At 65.2% G+C, this 15,180-nt stretch carries 15 protein-coding genes; 5 read left to right on the top strand and 10 right to left on the bottom strand.

Annotation, left to right across the window (positions count from 1 at the left end; genetic code table 11):
• Positions 1-96 precede the first annotated feature (96 nt).
• Positions 97-1,557 (top strand): APC family permease, encoded by a 1,461-nt coding sequence (locus ACPJW8_RS08485; RefSeq protein WP_330188735.1) that lies wholly within the window; start codon positions 97-99, stop codon positions 1,555-1,557.
• Positions 1,558-1,563: 6 nt separating this feature from the next.
• Here ACPJW8_RS08485 and polA read toward each other — a convergent pair whose 3' ends face one another.
• The 6 genes from polA to ACPJW8_RS08455 form a co-directional block, all read right to left on the bottom strand.
• Entirely contained in the window at positions 1,564-4,203 is a 2,640-nt protein-coding gene (gene polA / locus ACPJW8_RS08480) for a DNA polymerase I (RefSeq protein ID WP_425256467.1), read from the bottom strand.
• 224 nt (positions 4,204-4,427) lie between these two features.
• Entirely contained in the window at positions 4,428-4,967 is a 540-nt protein-coding gene (locus ACPJW8_RS08475; protein ID WP_330188734.1) for a dihydrofolate reductase family protein, read from the bottom strand.
• Positions 4,968-5,014: 47 nt separating this feature from the next.
• The gene (locus ACPJW8_RS08470) at positions 5,015-5,236 is read right to left on the bottom strand and encodes a hypothetical protein (protein WP_330188733.1); all 222 of its coding nucleotides are present in this window, start codon (positions 5,234-5,236) and stop codon (positions 5,015-5,017) included.
• A complete protein-coding gene (locus ACPJW8_RS08465; protein ID WP_330188732.1) occupies positions 5,233-6,441 on the bottom strand; it encodes an inorganic phosphate transporter in 1,209 nt (402 codons plus the stop codon). The genes ACPJW8_RS08470 and ACPJW8_RS08465 overlap by 4 nt, the downstream gene beginning before the upstream one ends.
• Before the next feature lie 163 nt (positions 6,442-6,604).
• A complete protein-coding gene (locus ACPJW8_RS08460; RefSeq protein ID WP_330188731.1) occupies positions 6,605-7,318 on the bottom strand; it encodes a hypothetical protein in 714 nt (237 codons plus the stop codon).
• 19 nt (positions 7,319-7,337) lie between these two features.
• Positions 7,338-7,778 carry a VOC family protein gene (locus ACPJW8_RS08455; protein ID WP_330188730.1) on the bottom strand — a complete coding sequence of 147 codons (441 nt, stop codon included), beginning with the start codon at positions 7,776-7,778 and terminating at the stop codon, positions 7,338-7,340.
• Between the two features lie 173 nt (positions 7,779-7,951).
• On the opposite strand from ACPJW8_RS08455, the gene ACPJW8_RS08450 reads away from it, so the two are divergent.
• Positions 7,952-8,572: an L-threonylcarbamoyladenylate synthase gene (locus ACPJW8_RS08450; RefSeq protein WP_330188729.1), complete on the top strand. Its 621-nt coding sequence runs from the start codon at positions 7,952-7,954 to the stop codon at positions 8,570-8,572.
• A gap of 5 nt (positions 8,573-8,577) precedes the next feature.
• Here the strand turns inward: ACPJW8_RS08450 and ligD are convergent, their stop codons facing one another.
• Positions 8,578-9,600 (bottom strand): non-homologous end-joining DNA ligase, encoded by a 1,023-nt coding sequence (ligD, locus tag ACPJW8_RS08445; RefSeq protein WP_330188728.1) that lies wholly within the window; start codon positions 9,598-9,600, stop codon positions 8,578-8,580.
• Between the two features lie 89 nt (positions 9,601-9,689).
• Between ligD and ACPJW8_RS08440 the strand changes: the two genes are divergently transcribed.
• The gene (locus tag ACPJW8_RS08440) at positions 9,690-10,355 is read left to right on the top strand and encodes an alpha/beta family hydrolase (protein ID WP_330188727.1); all 666 of its coding nucleotides are present in this window, start codon (positions 9,690-9,692) and stop codon (positions 10,353-10,355) included.
• 129 nt (positions 10,356-10,484) lie between these two features.
• Here the strand turns inward: ACPJW8_RS08440 and ACPJW8_RS08435 are convergent, their stop codons facing one another.
• Together ACPJW8_RS08435 and hrpB are read right to left on the bottom strand one after the other, a co-directional pair.
• Positions 10,485-10,643, bottom strand: a complete 159-nt coding sequence (locus ACPJW8_RS08435) for a hypothetical protein (protein WP_330188726.1) — start codon at positions 10,641-10,643, stop codon at positions 10,485-10,487.
• A gap of 151 nt (positions 10,644-10,794) precedes the next feature.
• The gene (gene hrpB / locus ACPJW8_RS08430; protein ID WP_330188859.1) at positions 10,795-13,476 is read right to left on the bottom strand and encodes an ATP-dependent helicase HrpB; all 2,682 of its coding nucleotides are present in this window, start codon (positions 13,474-13,476) and stop codon (positions 10,795-10,797) included.
• Positions 13,477-13,709: 233 nt separating this feature from the next.
• On the opposite strand from hrpB, the gene ACPJW8_RS08425 reads away from it, so the two are divergent.
• Positions 13,710-14,114, top strand: coding sequence for a hypothetical protein (locus ACPJW8_RS08425; protein WP_330188725.1), 405 nt, complete (start codon positions 13,710-13,712; stop codon positions 14,112-14,114).
• A gap of 4 nt (positions 14,115-14,118) precedes the next feature.
• On the top strand, positions 14,119-14,691 hold the full coding sequence (locus tag ACPJW8_RS08420) for a hypothetical protein (RefSeq protein ID WP_330188724.1): 573 nt from the start codon (positions 14,119-14,121) through the stop codon (positions 14,689-14,691).
• Between the two features lie 60 nt (positions 14,692-14,751).
• Here the strand turns inward: ACPJW8_RS08420 and ACPJW8_RS08415 are convergent, their stop codons facing one another.
• Entirely contained in the window at positions 14,752-15,177 is a 426-nt protein-coding gene (locus ACPJW8_RS08415; protein ID WP_330188723.1) for a ChaB family protein, read from the bottom strand.
• Positions 15,178-15,180 lie beyond the last annotated feature (3 nt).

Below are 15,180 nucleotides of genomic sequence, written 5' to 3'. Positions count from 1 at the left end.
GGAGCGCTAACCTGATGTGACGTATTTCATACCTTCGGGCCCGGCTGCACCATCCCGGAAGCGGCCGACCTGCCAAATGCAGCAGAGTGAGGACGAATGAAATCCACCCAAGCGGAATCAACGCCTGACGCATCACTTCTGAAAGTCCTGGGAAACTGGGACGCCCTTGCCCTCGGGTTCGGAGCCATGATCGGCTTTGGCTGGGTTGTCCTGACTGGCGGGTGGATAGCCTCCGCCGGCACCATGGGCGCAGTGCTGGCCATGATTACCGGCGGCGCCATCATGGGTGTTGTGGGGCTCACCTATGCCGAACTCACCGCCGCCATGCCAAAAGCGGGAGGTGAACACAACTTCCTGCTGCGCGGGATGGGTCCGCGCTGGTCGTTCATTGGATCCTGGGCCATCACCGGCGGGTACATCACCATCGTGGCCTTCGAGGCCGTGGCCCTCCCCCGGACCGCCCAGTATCTGTTTCCCGGGCTAAGCCAGATCCCGCTGTGGGAAGTGGCCGGTTACCAGGTCCACCTGACGTGGGCACTGGTAGGGGCCGTTGCTGCGGTCATCATCACGGGAATCAACATCCTGGGCGTCAAACTCGCCGGAGTGGCCCAGACATTCGTGGTGGTATTCCTTCTGGTCATTGGCCTGATGCTGGTCTTCGGCTCGTTCACGGGTGGTTCGGCCACCCATATGGAGCCCTTCTTCACCGGCGGCCTCAACGGATACTTCGCCGTACTGGTGGTAGTGCCGTTCCTGTTCGTCGGCTTTGACGTGATTCCGCAGTCGGCGGAGGAAGTCAACATTCCAGCGCGGCAGATCGGCAAGCTGGTGGTCATCGCGGTGCTGCTGGCCACCGTCTGGTACGTCATGACGGTGCTGACAACCTCCTCCGCAATGCCGGCAGGAGACATTGCCCAGGCGGACATAGCCACCGCCGACGCCATGGGTGCGCTGTTCGGCAGCGACGTCATGGCAAAGATCCTGATTGCCGGAGGCATTGCCGGGATCCTGACCTCCTGGAACTCGCTGCTCCTTGGCGCCTCCCGCCTGATGTTCTCCATGGCCCGCTCCGGAATGCTCCCGCCGTGGTTCGCCAGGCTGCACCCCAAGTACCGGACACCCGTCAACGCACTCCTGTTTATCGGCGCGTTGTCATTCCTTGCACCGTTCTTCGGCGTATCCATGCTTGGCTGGCTGGTGGATTCCGGCGCACCCAGCATTGTGATCGCCTACATCCTGGTGGCGCTCGTCTTCGTGATCCTGCGCCGCCGCGAGCCGCGCATGGACCGTCCGCTTCGCGTGGGCGGCAACGGTAACGGCGGCATCATCATTGGTGTGGCTGCGGTGGTCCTGTGCGTCGGACTGCTCAGCCTCTACCTGCCGGGCATGCCCGCCGCACTGACGCCGCCGCCATGGATCCTCTTTGGACTCTGGTGGGTGCTGGGCCTTGTGCTCCTCCTCCGCATCCCCACCGGAGTAGCAGCAGGCCCCGACGCCGAGCACCGGCTGCTCGAATTGCTCAAGCAGCGGCGCCGGGCGACGGAGACTACCGGCTGATCCTTCCTAGTGCCCGGCGTCGTACCAGGTGCGTCCGACGCCGATCTGCACTTCCAGCGGAACGCTGAGGTCCGCAGCCGCCGCCATCTGCTCGGTGACCAGCTTCTCCACGGCGTCCCGCTCCCCTGCAGCTACTTCGAGGACCAGTTCGTCATGGACCTGGAGCAGCATCCGGGACTTGAGGCCCTGGGCTGCCAGCTCCGCATGGACGCCCAGCATGGCGCGCTTGATGATGTCCGCCGCGGAGCCCTGGATGGGCGAGTTCAGCGCGATCCGTTCTGCGTTTTCGCGCAGCTGGCGGTCCGTGCTGGTGAGGTCCGGCAGGTACCGGCGGCGGCCCTCGATGGTTGAGGTGTAACCATCGATCCGGGCCTGGTCCACCACGCCCCGCAAGTAATCGCGTACAGCGCCGAAGCGGTCGAAGTAGTCCTTCATCAGTGTCCGGGCTTCGTCCACGGAAATCTCCAGCTGCTTGGAGAGACCGAAGGAGGTCAGTCCATATGCCAGGCCGTAGGACATCGCCTTGACCTTGGAGCGCATGGCGCTGGTGACTTCTTCGGTGGGGACGTGGAAAATATTGGAGCCCACGAACCGGTGCAGGTCCTCGCCGTCCTTGTACGCCTGGATCAGCCCTTCGTCACCGGAGAGGTGCGCCATGATCCGCATTTCGATTTGCGAGTAGTCGGCGGACAGCAGGCACTCATAGCCGTCGCTGACCACGAAGATGCCACGGACGCGGCGGCCCTCTTCGCTGCGGATCGGGATGTTCTGCAGGTTCGGGTTGTTGGAGGAGATCCGGCCCGTGGCTGCCACGTTCTGGGCATACGTTGTGTGGATCCGGCCGTCTTCCGCAACGGACTTCTTCAGGGATTCGATCATCTGCCGCAGCTTGGCCGATTCGCGGTGCGCCATCAGCTGGACCAGGAACTCGTGCCCGGTCTTTTCCAGCAGGTTCTTCAGCGAGGCGGCGTCGGTGGTGTAGCCGGACTTGATCTTTTTGGTCTTGGGCAGCTGGAGCTCTTCAAACAGGACTGTCTGCAGCTGCTTGGGCGAGCCCAGGTTAACTTCATGGCCAATGGCGGCGAACGCGAGCTCCTGGGCGTGCTCGATCACCTTGGCCAGGTCCGCCAGCTGTTCGTCCATGCGGGCCATGTCAATGCCGATGCCGGCCATCTCCATGTCCGCCAGGACGCGGCTGACCGGCAACTCCAGGGTGGAGAGCAGCTCGGCAGCCTTGCGTTCGTGGAGTTCGGATTCGAAGAAACGGCTCAGGGCCAGCACGACGGCGGCAGTGTGGGTGAGTGCCGCGGCGGCAGCGGCGTCGTCACCGTCGAAGGACAGCTCCAGCTGGCGTTCCTTGGCCGAGCCTGCGGAGACCTCCACGTTGAGGTGGTGCTGGGCCAGTTCAGCCAGCTCGTAGGTGCGCCGGTCGGGCTGGATGAGGTAGCCGGAAATGGCGGTGTCATCCACTACGCCTTCCAGTTCCAGTCCCCGTGCGGCGAAGGCCTTGAGCGCGCCCTTGAACCCGTGCATCACCTTGGGCGCTTCAGGATCCCGGAGCCAGGCTGCCAGGACGTTTTCGGATTCGGCATCCTGTGCGGACAGGTCGATGTAGGCGCCCGCACCGTCACGGACAATAGCCAGTGCCGTGGCTTCCTCGCCGATCCGGCCGGGGACAAGTTCGACGGCGACTGCCGAGCGCTGGCCCTTGCCGTCAGCCAGGAACGCGGCAAGTTCACTGCCGGTGGACGGGGTGATGAAGGACGGGGCGTCGATGGTTTCCCGTTCCGCTTCAGTCACCTCGCTCCCGTAGAGGGCGAAGAGCCGGGCGCGGATGGTCTTGAACTCGAGCTCGTCGAACAGCTCTTCCAGGGCGGCCTGGTCCGGGCGGGGGTCTGCCAGGTCCTCCAGGGTGACCGGCAGGTCCAGGTCAGTGTGCAGCCTGTTCAGCTTGCGGTTGCGCTTGACGGATTCCACGTGCTCGCGGAGGGCGTCCCCAACCTTGCCTCCAATGGCATCCAGGTTGGCCAGGACGCCTTCCAGCCCGCCGTACAGGTTGATCCATTTTGCGGCGGTCTTGGGGCCAACGCCGGGAACGCCGGGAAGGTTGTCCGCGGATTCACCCACCAATGCGGCGAGGTCCGAATACTCGGCAGGCGTGACGAAGTACTTTTCCTGGATGGCCGTGGCATCCATCCGCGGGATGTCGCTGACGCCCTTCCTGGGGTAGAGGACAAAAACGTTGTCAGTGATGAGCTGGAAGGCGTCACGGTCTCCGGATACCAGGAGCACCTCGAAACCGGCCTTCTCCCCCATGGTGGCCAGGGTGGCGAGGATGTCGTCCGCCTCATAGCCGGGCATCTTGATGGTCTTGATGCCCCAGGCGCCCATGACCTTGTCAATGAGGTCGATCTGGCCGCTCATTTCGCGGGGGGTCTCGTTGCGGCCTCCCTTGTATTCGCTGTACTCGGCCTTGCGGTGCGTGGTGTCGTCAGAGACGTCAAAAGCGACCGCCACGTGGGTGGGCTTCTGCTCCTTGATGAGGTTGATCAGCATGGAGGTGAAACCGTGAATGGCGTTGGTGTGCTGGCCGGAGGCGGTGGAAAATTTGTCCGCGGGCAGCGCGAAGAACGCCCGGAAGGCCATGGAGTGGCCATCCAGCACCAGAAGCCTGGGCTGGTCCGTCAGCGGAACAACCGGCGCTTCGGTGGCCGAAACCCCTGATCCGGGCGGCGGAACATCAAGTGCCTGCGCGGCAGAATCGTCCTGCGGGGAAAGGGTCTGGGAAGGAAGGGATGCCGGTTTGGTAGTTTCACTCACACGCCAAGCCTAGTTGCCGGGGTGGACAATTTCACCCGGAGCCCGGGGGGCTAGGTGAACCGGTACCTGTTCTCCACAACTCCACGGCCAAGCGCACGCGAAGACGTCAGTTCCAGCGGCGTTGTGGGCCCAGGCAGCGGCAGGAGGCGCTTGCCGTTGCCCAGTACCACCGGGATGACGGACAGGATCATTTCATCCAGTTTGCCGGCTGCGGCGAACTGGGCAGCAAGGTCACCGCCGCCCACCACCCACACGTTGCGGCCGTCGGCGGCGTGCTCAAGGTCAGGAATGAATTCCGCCACATCGCCGCGGACGAACTTTACGTCCGCGTTGGCAGGTGCGCGGTATTCGTGGTGGGTGAACACCCAGCACGGTGTTCCGGCATAGGGCCAGGCGCCGGGTTCGTGGTCCATGAGCCATTGGAACGTGGCGCCGCCCATCACGATGCAGCCCACGCCTGCCATAAACGAGTCATAGCTTTCGGCTCCGCCGTCAAAGCCGTCAAACTGCAGGAGCCAGGCGAGGTCATCCGTTTCGGTGGCAATGAATCCGTCCAGCGAAGCGGCAACGAAGTATTGGAATTCAGCCATGGCGCCATCCTAGCCGCGGTTGGCTCCCCTGGCTGCTGTACCTGCGGTTACTTACTGAAGTACGGGATGATCAGGTAGAGCCCGAACAAAACGGCAATCCCGCACAGTCCAAAGCAGACCCCGGCCAGTGCCCGGAAGGCGGTGGGAGACTGTTCCTTGACCGTGCCCGCAATCGCGGTCAGACGGACTCCGAGGGAATAAAGGACGACGACGGTCACGGCGGCTGCCAGCGTGGCCCCCGCAACGATCAGCAGTTCCATCCACTTCATGATTCTTCCCCTCCGGTATTGCGTGCTGCTGTCCGTACCTTCTTTTTCTTCTGGAACCTGACGGCCTCACCGGCTTCTTCGACTTCCACGGCGTTGTGGTGTCCGACGACGGACTTCCTGGAGTGCAGGAACATGTACAGGACAGCGCCGCTGCCCACTACCGCGGCGATGATGACGCCTACAGTGCCCGTTTTGACCAGCATTGCCGTCAGCGCGCCGACGACGCCTGCCGCGGGCAGGGTAAACAGCCAGCCCAGGGCAATCCGTCCGGCGGTGCCCCAGCGCACAGACGTTCCCCGGCGGCCCAGGCCCGAACCGATGACCGAGCCGCTGGCCACCTGGGTGGTGGACAAGGCAAAGCCGAGGTGGGATGAGGCCAGGATGGCGGACGCGGTGCTTGCCTCGGCAGCGAAACCCTGCGCGGGCTTAACTTCCGTCAGCCCGGCGCCCATGGTCCGGATGATGCGCCAGCCGCCGGCATAGGTGCCGATGGCAATGGCGAACGCGCAGGCAGCGATGACCCAGAACTGCGGTCCGGAGCCGGGCTGCTGGGTTCCGGCAGCGATCAGCACCAGGGTGATGATGCCCATGGTCTTCTGTGCGTCATTGGTACCATGCGCCAGGGCGACAAGGCTTGAAGTGAAGATCTGCCCGGTACGGAATCCTCCCCGCTTCTGGGTCAGCTTGGTACCCGTTTCAGGGTCATGACGGGACGTCAGGGCATAGGCAAGCCTGGTGCAGACATAGGCGACGAACGCAGCGATCAACGGTGCAAACAGTGCCGGGAGGATGACCTTCTGCATCAGCGTTTCGAGATTCACCGAATGGAAGCCAATGCCGGCGATGGCGGCGCCGATGAGGCCGCCGAACAGCGCATGGGAGGAACTGGAGGGCAGGCCCTTGAGCCAGGTGATCATGTTCCAGAGGATGGCGCCCATCAGCCCGGCGAAAATGATCTCCGGGGTGATCTGGATGCCATCGTTGCCTTCGCGGATGATGCCGCCGGAGACTGTCTTAGCCACCTCCGTGGACAGGAAGGCGCCCACGAGGTTGAGGATGGCGGCAAGCGTCACCGCCGTTTTGGGCTTGATGGCACCCGTGGCGATGGGCGTTGCCATCGCGTTGGCGGTGTCGTGGAAACCGTTGGTGAAATCGAAGAAAAGTGCCAGCGCTATAACAAGCGCCACCATAAAGGTGATGTCCACCTATGCTCCATCTGCAGGATCGACGTTCCGAGGTTCCGGGCCCCCGCCGGGCAAGCACCGCAAATTCACCAAAAGTTAACTGAGGAGGAGTTGCGCAATTCAGATGCCGGCACGAAACCTTATAGATCGTACGCGCATGGAGGAATAGTCCCAAACATCCGGCTCAGGTTGCCGGGTCACGGGCGTTGCCGGCCGCCCGATTTCCCGGGTCCGGACGTCCGGGTTCCAGCCTGCCGGCCACTCTTTGTTCGATGGCGGCGATGGCCGCGTCCGGGAGTTCCAGCAGGCCATCGAGTTCGCGGCGGGCGCGCTGGTAGGCCGCCCGCCGTTCAGCCGGAGTGGCAGCGCCATCCCCCGCCAGCCTGAGCAGCTTGCGGGCGGTGGCAAGCCGTTGGCGCTCCAGCTCGGTGAAGTTTGAGTCCTTGATGCGCCGGGCCTCCCGCTCGGCCACGTCGAACGCCGTTTCATAGTGCCGCACGGCTTCCCGGTAGCGGTTCACGGCGCCACGGTCCGCCCTGGCAGCTTCCGGATCTTCGGGCCGCAGGCCGTCGGCGTCACGCTTGGCCCGCAGGAACGCCACGGTCAAGGGCTCTCTGACATCGGTCATCATGGGGAAATCGATGAGCTTTCCCACATCGAGTTCATAGTCCAGCCAACGGCGGTTGACCGCGTCGTGGGAAGAGATCAGTGCCTCAATTTCGGTCGCGGTGGCGCGGTCCTGCTGCTGTGCCTGGTGTTTAAGCTGATACAGCTGGACCTTGCGCTCATGACGGCGCTCGGAAGCTTTGGACCAGGCCTTGGCCCAGCCGCCCACCACGCCGCTGAGGGGAAAAATCAGCCACCAAAAGCTGCCAAGGAAATCCAGGACCGGTTCCACCGCGATTCAGCAACTCCCTTTAGCCGGCAGATTCAGTGGCAGCACCGGACTCAGGTGCGGCGATGTTCACCATCCAGGCCACACCGAACGGATCGGTCAGCATCCCGAACGTTGCACCCCAGGGTGCCGTCTCCAACGGCACGGTGACGCTGCCGCCGTCGACCAGCTTGTCCCAGTAGCCGCGAAGGGTGCCTTCGTCGTCGCCACTGAGGGAGATCGTGATGCTGCTGCCGCTTGAATATTCCATGCTGTTGGGGGTGTCCGCGCCCATCAGCACCAGTCCGGTCGGGGTGGTGAGCATTCCGTGCATGATTTTGTTGGCCTCGGCCGGATCGTCGCTGACGTGCGCATCGCCAAAGGTGTTCAGCTCCAGGTCACCACCGAAAACGCCCTGGTAAAACGTCATGGCGTCCCGGGCGTTGTCGCGGAAGCTCACGTAGGGGTTCAACAAGACTGTCATGGCGCTCTCCTGGCGTTGAGTGGCTTGTGGGAAATTGAACAGGCCGGAGTGGTGTCCGACTTCTCCATCGTGCCGCAGTCCGGCCGGGCTGCCTAGACTCCAGCACGAAATCACAAGTCCGGCAGCCGCCGTCGCCATTCAAAGGGAGCAGGGTGCTGGCGTAGGCTCGAGGCATGGCCCGCTACTTTGATGTCCACCCGCAGGATCCGCAACCCCGCGCTATCACCCAGGCGGTGGCAATCATCCGCGACGGCGGGCTGATCGCCTATCCCACAGACTCCTGCTACGCCCTGGGCGCCCAGATCGGCAACAAGGAGGCTTTGGACCGGATCCGGACCATCCGCCAGCTGGATGACAAGCACCACTTCACGCTGGTCTGCAAGGACTTCGCCCAGCTTGGACAGTTCGTGAACATCGGCAACGACGTCTTCCGCAACATCAAAGCCGTCACGCCCGGCAGTTACACGTTCATCCTTCCGGCCACCAAGGAAGTGCCACGGCGCCTGCTGCACCCGAAGAAGAAAACGGTGGGCGTCAGGATTCCGGACAACCGTGTGGTCCAGGCACTGCTGGCCGAACTGGGTGAACCCATCCTCTCCAGCACCCTGCTGCTTCCTGAGGAGGAGGACCCCATGACGCAGGGCTGGGAGATCAAGGAACGCCTGGACCACGTCCTGGACGCGGTGGTCGACTCAGGTGACTGCGGCCCCGAACCAACCACGGTGGTGGACTACTCCAGCGGGAGCGCCGAAGTGGTGCGACGGGGAACGGGAGACCCTTCCAGGTTCGAGTGAGTCCCCTAGTCCTGCTTGCGTGCCCGGCTTGGCTGCACGCGCGGCGGCTCACCGGGCATCTTGGGATAGTCCGGCGGGAACGGCAGCTCCCCCAGCCCTGAGGCCAGGTCCCTGTCCCACCACTCCAGCAGCGTGCCGATGCTGCCCGGCTCCTCATGCATCCCGGCCCACGGGTCCCCTACTGATTTCAGCCGGTCCGGGACGGTGAGGATCGTGAAGTCCTTCGGGTCGGTGCTGCCGAGTTCGTCCCAGGTGACAGGGCAGGAGACGGGGGCATGCGGGAGCGGTCGCGGGCTGTAGGCACCGGCCATGGTCCGGTCCCGGTTGGCCTGGTTGAAGTCCAGGAAAATCCTGGTGCCACGCTCTTCCTTCCACCATTTGGTGGTCACCTTGTCCGGCATGCGCCGCTCCAGTTCGCGGCAGGCCGCAATCACGGCGTGGCGTACATCCAGGAACTCATGGTCCGGCCGGATCGGCGCAAACACATGCAGCCCGCGGTTACCCGAGGTCTTCACGAAGGTGGCCAGGCCGGCTTCGGTGAGCACGTCCCGCAACGCCACGGCGACGGGAACGGCGTCGTCAAAATCGGTGCCGGGCTGCGGGTCAAGGTCGATTCGCAGCTGGTCCGGGTTGTCCGTGTTCCCGGTCCGTGACGGCCAGGGGTGGAACACCACGGTATTCATCTGGACGGCCCAGACTGCTGCCGCGGGCTCGTCAAGCACCAGCTGGGGATGCGAACGCGCGCTGGGGTACACGACTTTGACCGAGCGGATGAAGTCCGGGGCGCCTTTGGGCGGATTTTTGGAGAAGAAGAATTCGCCGTCCACGTTCTCCGAGTAACGCTGCAGCGACACCGGCCGGTCTCCGTTGGCTTCGATGAAGGGGGCGCCCACTGCCACCATGTAGTTGGCCAGGTCCAGTTTGGTGAGGCCCAGGTCGGGCCAGAGGACCCTGCTGGGGCTGGAGATGCGTACGTCGCGATCGCCATTTGGCCCGGGGACGGTCAGGATTGTCTGCTCACTCGCCATGCTGCCAAGCTACACCCCGGCCCGGAGCGGCGGTATCCTGGCGGCCGGCGTGTACGTGCGCGTGGCGGCCAAACAGGCATGATGGTTCCATGCCAGTTTCCGAATCCCAGCTCAGCATTCCGGCCGGGGAGACTTTCCTGTCCGCGACGTATCTCCGCCCGGACCAGCCCTCCGCAATGATGGTGCTGGCCCATGGTGCCGGCGCCGGCAAGGAGCATCCGTTTATGGCCGGCTTTGCTGCCGCCATGGCCGAACGCGGGGTGGCAACGCTCAGGTTCAATTTTGCGTACCGGGATGCAGGCCGGAAATTTCCGGACCGGCCTCCGGCAGCCATTGCCGCCTGGCGGGCAGCCATGGGCTTTGCCGCAGGCCTGGAACCCGGGCTGCCCCTGTGGGCAGCAGGCAAGTCCTTTGGCGGCCGGATGGCTTCCATGGCCGTGGCGGAAGGAATGGAAGCTGCAGGGCTGCTCTACCTCGGATACCCGCTGCACCCGCCAGGGAAGCCGGAAAAGCTGCGGGACGCACACCTGTACGGGTTGACCCTGCCCATGCTCTTCCTGCAGGGCAGCCGGGACACTTTCGCGACGCCGGAGATCCTGGAAGACGTGGTGCGGCGGATCGGGCCGGCTGCTGAACTGCAGTGGATTGAGGGAGGCGACCATTCGTTCGCCGTTGCCGGCAAGAAGCGCAGCGCGGACGCTATAGGTGCCTCGGTGGCGGAGCCGGCTGCTGACTTTATCCTGGCCCGCGGCTGACATTGGATCCCGCCCGGCCAGCGACGCTGCGGACCGGGCGGGGAGCTTGGTAATGGACGCGGACGCCCTCTTGAACAATTCAGCGCTGATCAGTGAAGCTCAGGGCTGCGTTGATCAGTACAGCAGTCTTCAGTGCTGCGCGGTGTCCTCGTGCCACCAGCCTTCCCAGGCTGCGGACGTAAGCTGTCCGGCCGCGAAGCATGATTCGGTTGCGCCGGCGCCAAAGGAGCGGCTCTCTTCATTCGAAGAGGAGTCAAGCAAAAGGTTCAGGGTGTTCAGGAGAAACATCTTTACGTCCTTTCGGTCAGGGATGGACTTCCTTGTCCAGTTGCTGATGAGCCTAACCGGTGCATGTTTCAGCGCGTCGACGTGACGTTTCCATTGTGTATCGGAGTTCTCACGCACGCTTCTCCGTCCGTTGAGGGGCCCAGTCGTGGGGCTATTTCCGGCTTTTTGTCCGTGCGGAGGCGGGCGCAGTCCAGGGATCTTCGGGCCAGGGATGCTTCGGGTAGCGGCCGCGCATCTCAGCCCGGACCTGGGCGTAGGGTCCCGACCAGAAGGACGTCAGGTCATCCGTGATGGCCAGCGGACGCCGGGCAGGAGAGAGCAGGTGGAACAGCACGGGTACCCGTCCGTCTATAAGGCGCGGCGTCTCTGCCAGCCCAAAACACTCCTGGAGCTTGACGGACACAACGGGCCGCCCGGCGTCGTAATTGGGGTTGGGCTGCCCCGCAGAATCAGAGCCACCGGACCCCTCCGGAGGAGCCGCGGACCCGTCAACCGGCGGGTACGTCACGGCCACGCGGGACCCGCTGGGCACCTCAACGTGTTCCGGTGCGAGCTCGGACAACCGCCCGGCTTCCGGCCAGGGCAACAGACGCCGGAGCGGTTCCGTCAGGTCGATGCTGCGTGTCGACGCACCCCCGGCCAGCGCCGCCATTTCCGGTGCTAGCCATTCCTCCAACCTGCCCAGCAGCGCGGAATCTGAAACGTCCGGCCAGGGATCGCCCAGTTCCCTGCGGAGGAAGGCGAGCCGCCTGCGCAACGTATCCGCCGCCGTCGACCATCCAATAACGTCCAATCCGTCCCTGGCCAGCGCGGCCCCAACTGCGGCCCTCCCGTCCTCCGGTGTGGGTGGCACCGACGTCGAGGAGAGCAGGATGGCACCCAGCCTGCGTGAACGCCGGGCGGTAACGCGGCCCTGGCTGAAGGTGGCCTCGACGGCGTCCTCGAGCAGGTGCGCCGCCGCGGCCTCCGCAGTTTCACGGGAGACCGGGGCCGCCGACCGGATCACGGCACCGGTTCCGCCGGCGTCGCGTCCCTGGGCCCGGGTCACCTCCGCCACCGCCAGCCATTCATATCCGGCCAGGCTGCTTCCGGAAGGTAACCCGGCGCGCGTCCCGGAGGAGAGAAGGTAGGTTTCCGTCCCGTCACCGGGAACGCGGCGCGCCACCCGATCAGGGAAAGCGAGTGCGACGACGGCCCCCACCGTCTCCGGGCCGGGAACGGCTTGGGCGGGGAGGAAGCCGGAGAAGAACCCGGATGAAAACTCCGGCGCGCGGCCGGGCTCATCCCGCGCGAGCCGTTCCAGCCTGCGCGTTTCCTCGGCCCAGCGCCTGGCTGCGGGATCCTTCCCGCCCCGGAGCACAGCCAGGAGCCGGACAAGGTCGGCGCCAGGGGCCCGTTGGTCTCCGGCCACCAGCGCGACTGCCTCTGCCGCCTTCCGGGGCCCCACGACTGCCGCCCCATCAAGCAAGGCCCGGGCAAGGCGGGGATCAGCCGGAATCCTGGCCAACGCCCTGCCCAGCCCGGTTGCGGTACCGTCTGCTTCCACGGCTCCCAGTTCCCGGAGGACCTCGACCGCGTCTGCCATGCCACCTGCCGGTGGGGCGTCCGGGAACGCAAGGCCCTGGCCGCCGGGGGATCCCCAGCAGGCGAGGACCAGGGCTGCAGCCGTCAGGTCAGCCACAGCGATTTCCGGGGTGACGTGCGCGGGTGCCGCCCCGTAGGTCCTCTGGTCATAGCAGCGCACGGCGGTTCCGGGGCCCTGGCGGGCGGCGCGTCCGGCCCGCTGCTCCGCCGATGCCCGGGAACAGGAGACGGTGACCAGGCCGGACATGCCCCGGGCGGCATCACGCCGTGGCTCGCGGGTGAGGCCGGAGTCGATAACCAACCGGACACCGGGCACCGTCAACGAAGATTCTGCAAGGTCCGTGGACACGATGATCCGCGGGCCTTCCCCGTGCCGGCGGCCGGATACCGCCCGGTCCTGTTCCGCCGGCGCCGCCTGGCCGTGCAGCTCCAGGACCTGGGTGCCTTCAGCAACGCGTCCCCGAAGCCTGGTGGCCACATCCTGCACCTCCCGGGCGCCCGGCACGAACACCAGGGCATCGGCGTCGGGATTCCCTTGGAGGGTCTTCGCATAGGCAGTAGCAGCCGTGTCCGCCACGTGGTCCAGGAAACTGCGCGTCACTCCCCTGGCATCGAGCCGCGGCACCGGGGCAGGCCGCCAGTCGATATCCAGCGGGTACAGCGCAGACGGACAGTCGACGACGGGAGCCGGACTGCCTCCGTCGGAGGCATCACCCAGCAGCGCAGCGAACCGTGGCGCATCCAGGGTGGCGGACATGGCCACGAGGATAAGATCGCCGCGGAGTTGCCTGACCTCACCCAGCAGACCGATCAGGAGGTCGGTTTCCAGGCCGCGCTCATGGACCTCGTCCAGCACAACGGCCGCCGTGTCCTCCAGCCCGGGATCAGCCAGCAGCCGGCGCAGCAGGATTCCCGGCGTAACGAACTCCACTACCGTTCCCGGTCCGGCCTGGCGCTCGCCGCGTACGGTGAACCCCACGCGGCCGCCCACGGCGCTGCCGTCCAGCGAGGCCAGGCGGCGGGCGGCGGCCCGGGCTGCCACACGGCGTGGCTGGGTGACCACCACGCGGTGCGGCCCGGCCTTGGCAGCCGCCGTCTGCGCTGTCACATTGGCCAGGAGCGGCGGAACCAGGGTGGTTTTGCCGGTGCCCGGAGGAGCCTGGACCACCACTGCAGCGGACGGTCCCCCTGCGGCCAGGTGCGCCTCCAGGTCCGGTAGAGAGGCGGCGAAAGCAAGCCCGCTGCCCATGGACGCGAGATTGAAGGTGCCGGCGCCCGGGCCAGCGTGGTGGGACGGGGTTCCGGCGGAAGTCACCAGTCCATTCTGCTGGTTATATGACGGGTATTACGCCCCCGGAGTGATTTCTTGTGCTGTTTTGGCCAGATGACTGTGCAAAACGGTCCACGTTCGCTAGAAAGAAAGGACAGGATGCTGCCTATCTACCGTTGCGCGGCCCTTCGTATGGGGGAAATGTGATTGACGTGCTGGTTCAGAGGATCCACCGGACTTTCGACGTCGAGGTCCGGGAATTCAGGGGGCGGCTGGAGTCCCTGATCCTGGAGCAGCAACTGCCCGAAGCGCTCGACGGCGCCGCCACCACCCTGCCGCCGAGGCCTTCCATGATGGCTCCGGAATCGTCAGTGTCCCTGTATGCGCATGTGGGCCCCAGGGATGCGGAATCAGGAACCGTGTGGGTCACCGTCACCATCCACTCCCCGGCGGACAGCTACCTGACCCCTGATGCGTGGACCGAAGCTGACGCCTGGGCCCTCGCAGTAGGCGGGCGTGAGTGGGCGGTGCCGGAGTTCCACGGGGAATGGCAGGCAGCGCCGTCGAACTGGTCCGCCACCAACTACCGGTACGCGCTGCGGCTGTTGACCGCCTGAACCCATGCACCCCGTTCCGCGCATTACTGTCGAAGTACCGGTTCTGGGCATCGGCACAGGCCAGGCTGATTACGAGGCCCTGGAACGCTACGCCACAGGGCTGCGCAAACCACAAGGCCTGCACATGACGCTGCTGCACGTGGGAATCCTTGCGGACCTTGCCCGGGAAATAGCGGAATGGACCAAGGGCATGACGGACCCCCGGCACGCCCGTCAAAAGACAGCTGACTGGCTGCGCACCCTACCGCCGCTGGAGCCCTTCGAAGGAAGTGCCCACCGGCTGATTGTGCTGGGCGGCGGCCGCGTTTCCGGCCTAGAGGTGGAGGTGCCCGCCGCCGTCCGGGACTACCAGGTATCGCTGGTCCAAGGGCTCCGCGGACTGCTGGATGACCTTTTGGTGGACAACGTGGATGACTTCATCCTGGGCTCCCCCGCCCTTGGCTACAGGTACCCGCACTGGACACCGCACGTTGCCATCGGGCGCCCGCCATCGCGGGATCACCGTCCCGTAGAGATTCCGCAGCTGGCCATCAGCTTCGGCGGGTCCCGCATCCGGAACGCACAGTCACTGCCGTAACGTCCCGCCGTCGTACGTTCACTTTTCCCGCGGCCGTCTGCCTGCTGGCCGGTTGCCGCCTCAGTCCCCGCGGGCCTTGCGCGTCTTGGACCGGTTGGCCTTCCGGATGGCATCCACCAGCTGCTCCTTGGTCATCTTGGAGCGGCCGCCGATGTCCAGTTCCTTGGCGCGCTTGTACAGGTGGTCCTTGGAGGCGTTGGCGTCGACGCCCTCCGCTGTGGGCGCCTTTGACCCAAGGCCGCCCTCGGCCCGCTTGTCCGAGGGCCCGCGCTTCTTCTTGGGCTCCCAGTGGTCGCCCACTTTCTCGTAGCTGTGCTTCAGCGAGGCGTAGGCTGCGCGGGCTGCCCGTTCCTCGTTGTTGTCATAGGACTCCATGGCGGAATCGTAGGTTTTGGCGAAGGTGTCCTGGGCCTTTTGGTCCGAGCGTTGCAGGGTTGAGGGCAGTTCCTTCTTCAGCGCGTGATCGTTCTTGCCGGTCTTGGGCATGGC

Origin of the sequence: Pseudarthrobacter sp. J47, from assembly GCF_049810315.1 — a bacterium.
Taxonomy (GTDB): Bacteria; Actinomycetota; Actinomycetes; order Actinomycetales; family Micrococcaceae; genus Arthrobacter.
The sequence above is the reverse complement of the archived record's forward strand: the minus strand, read 5'-3'. Positions and strand labels throughout refer to the sequence as shown.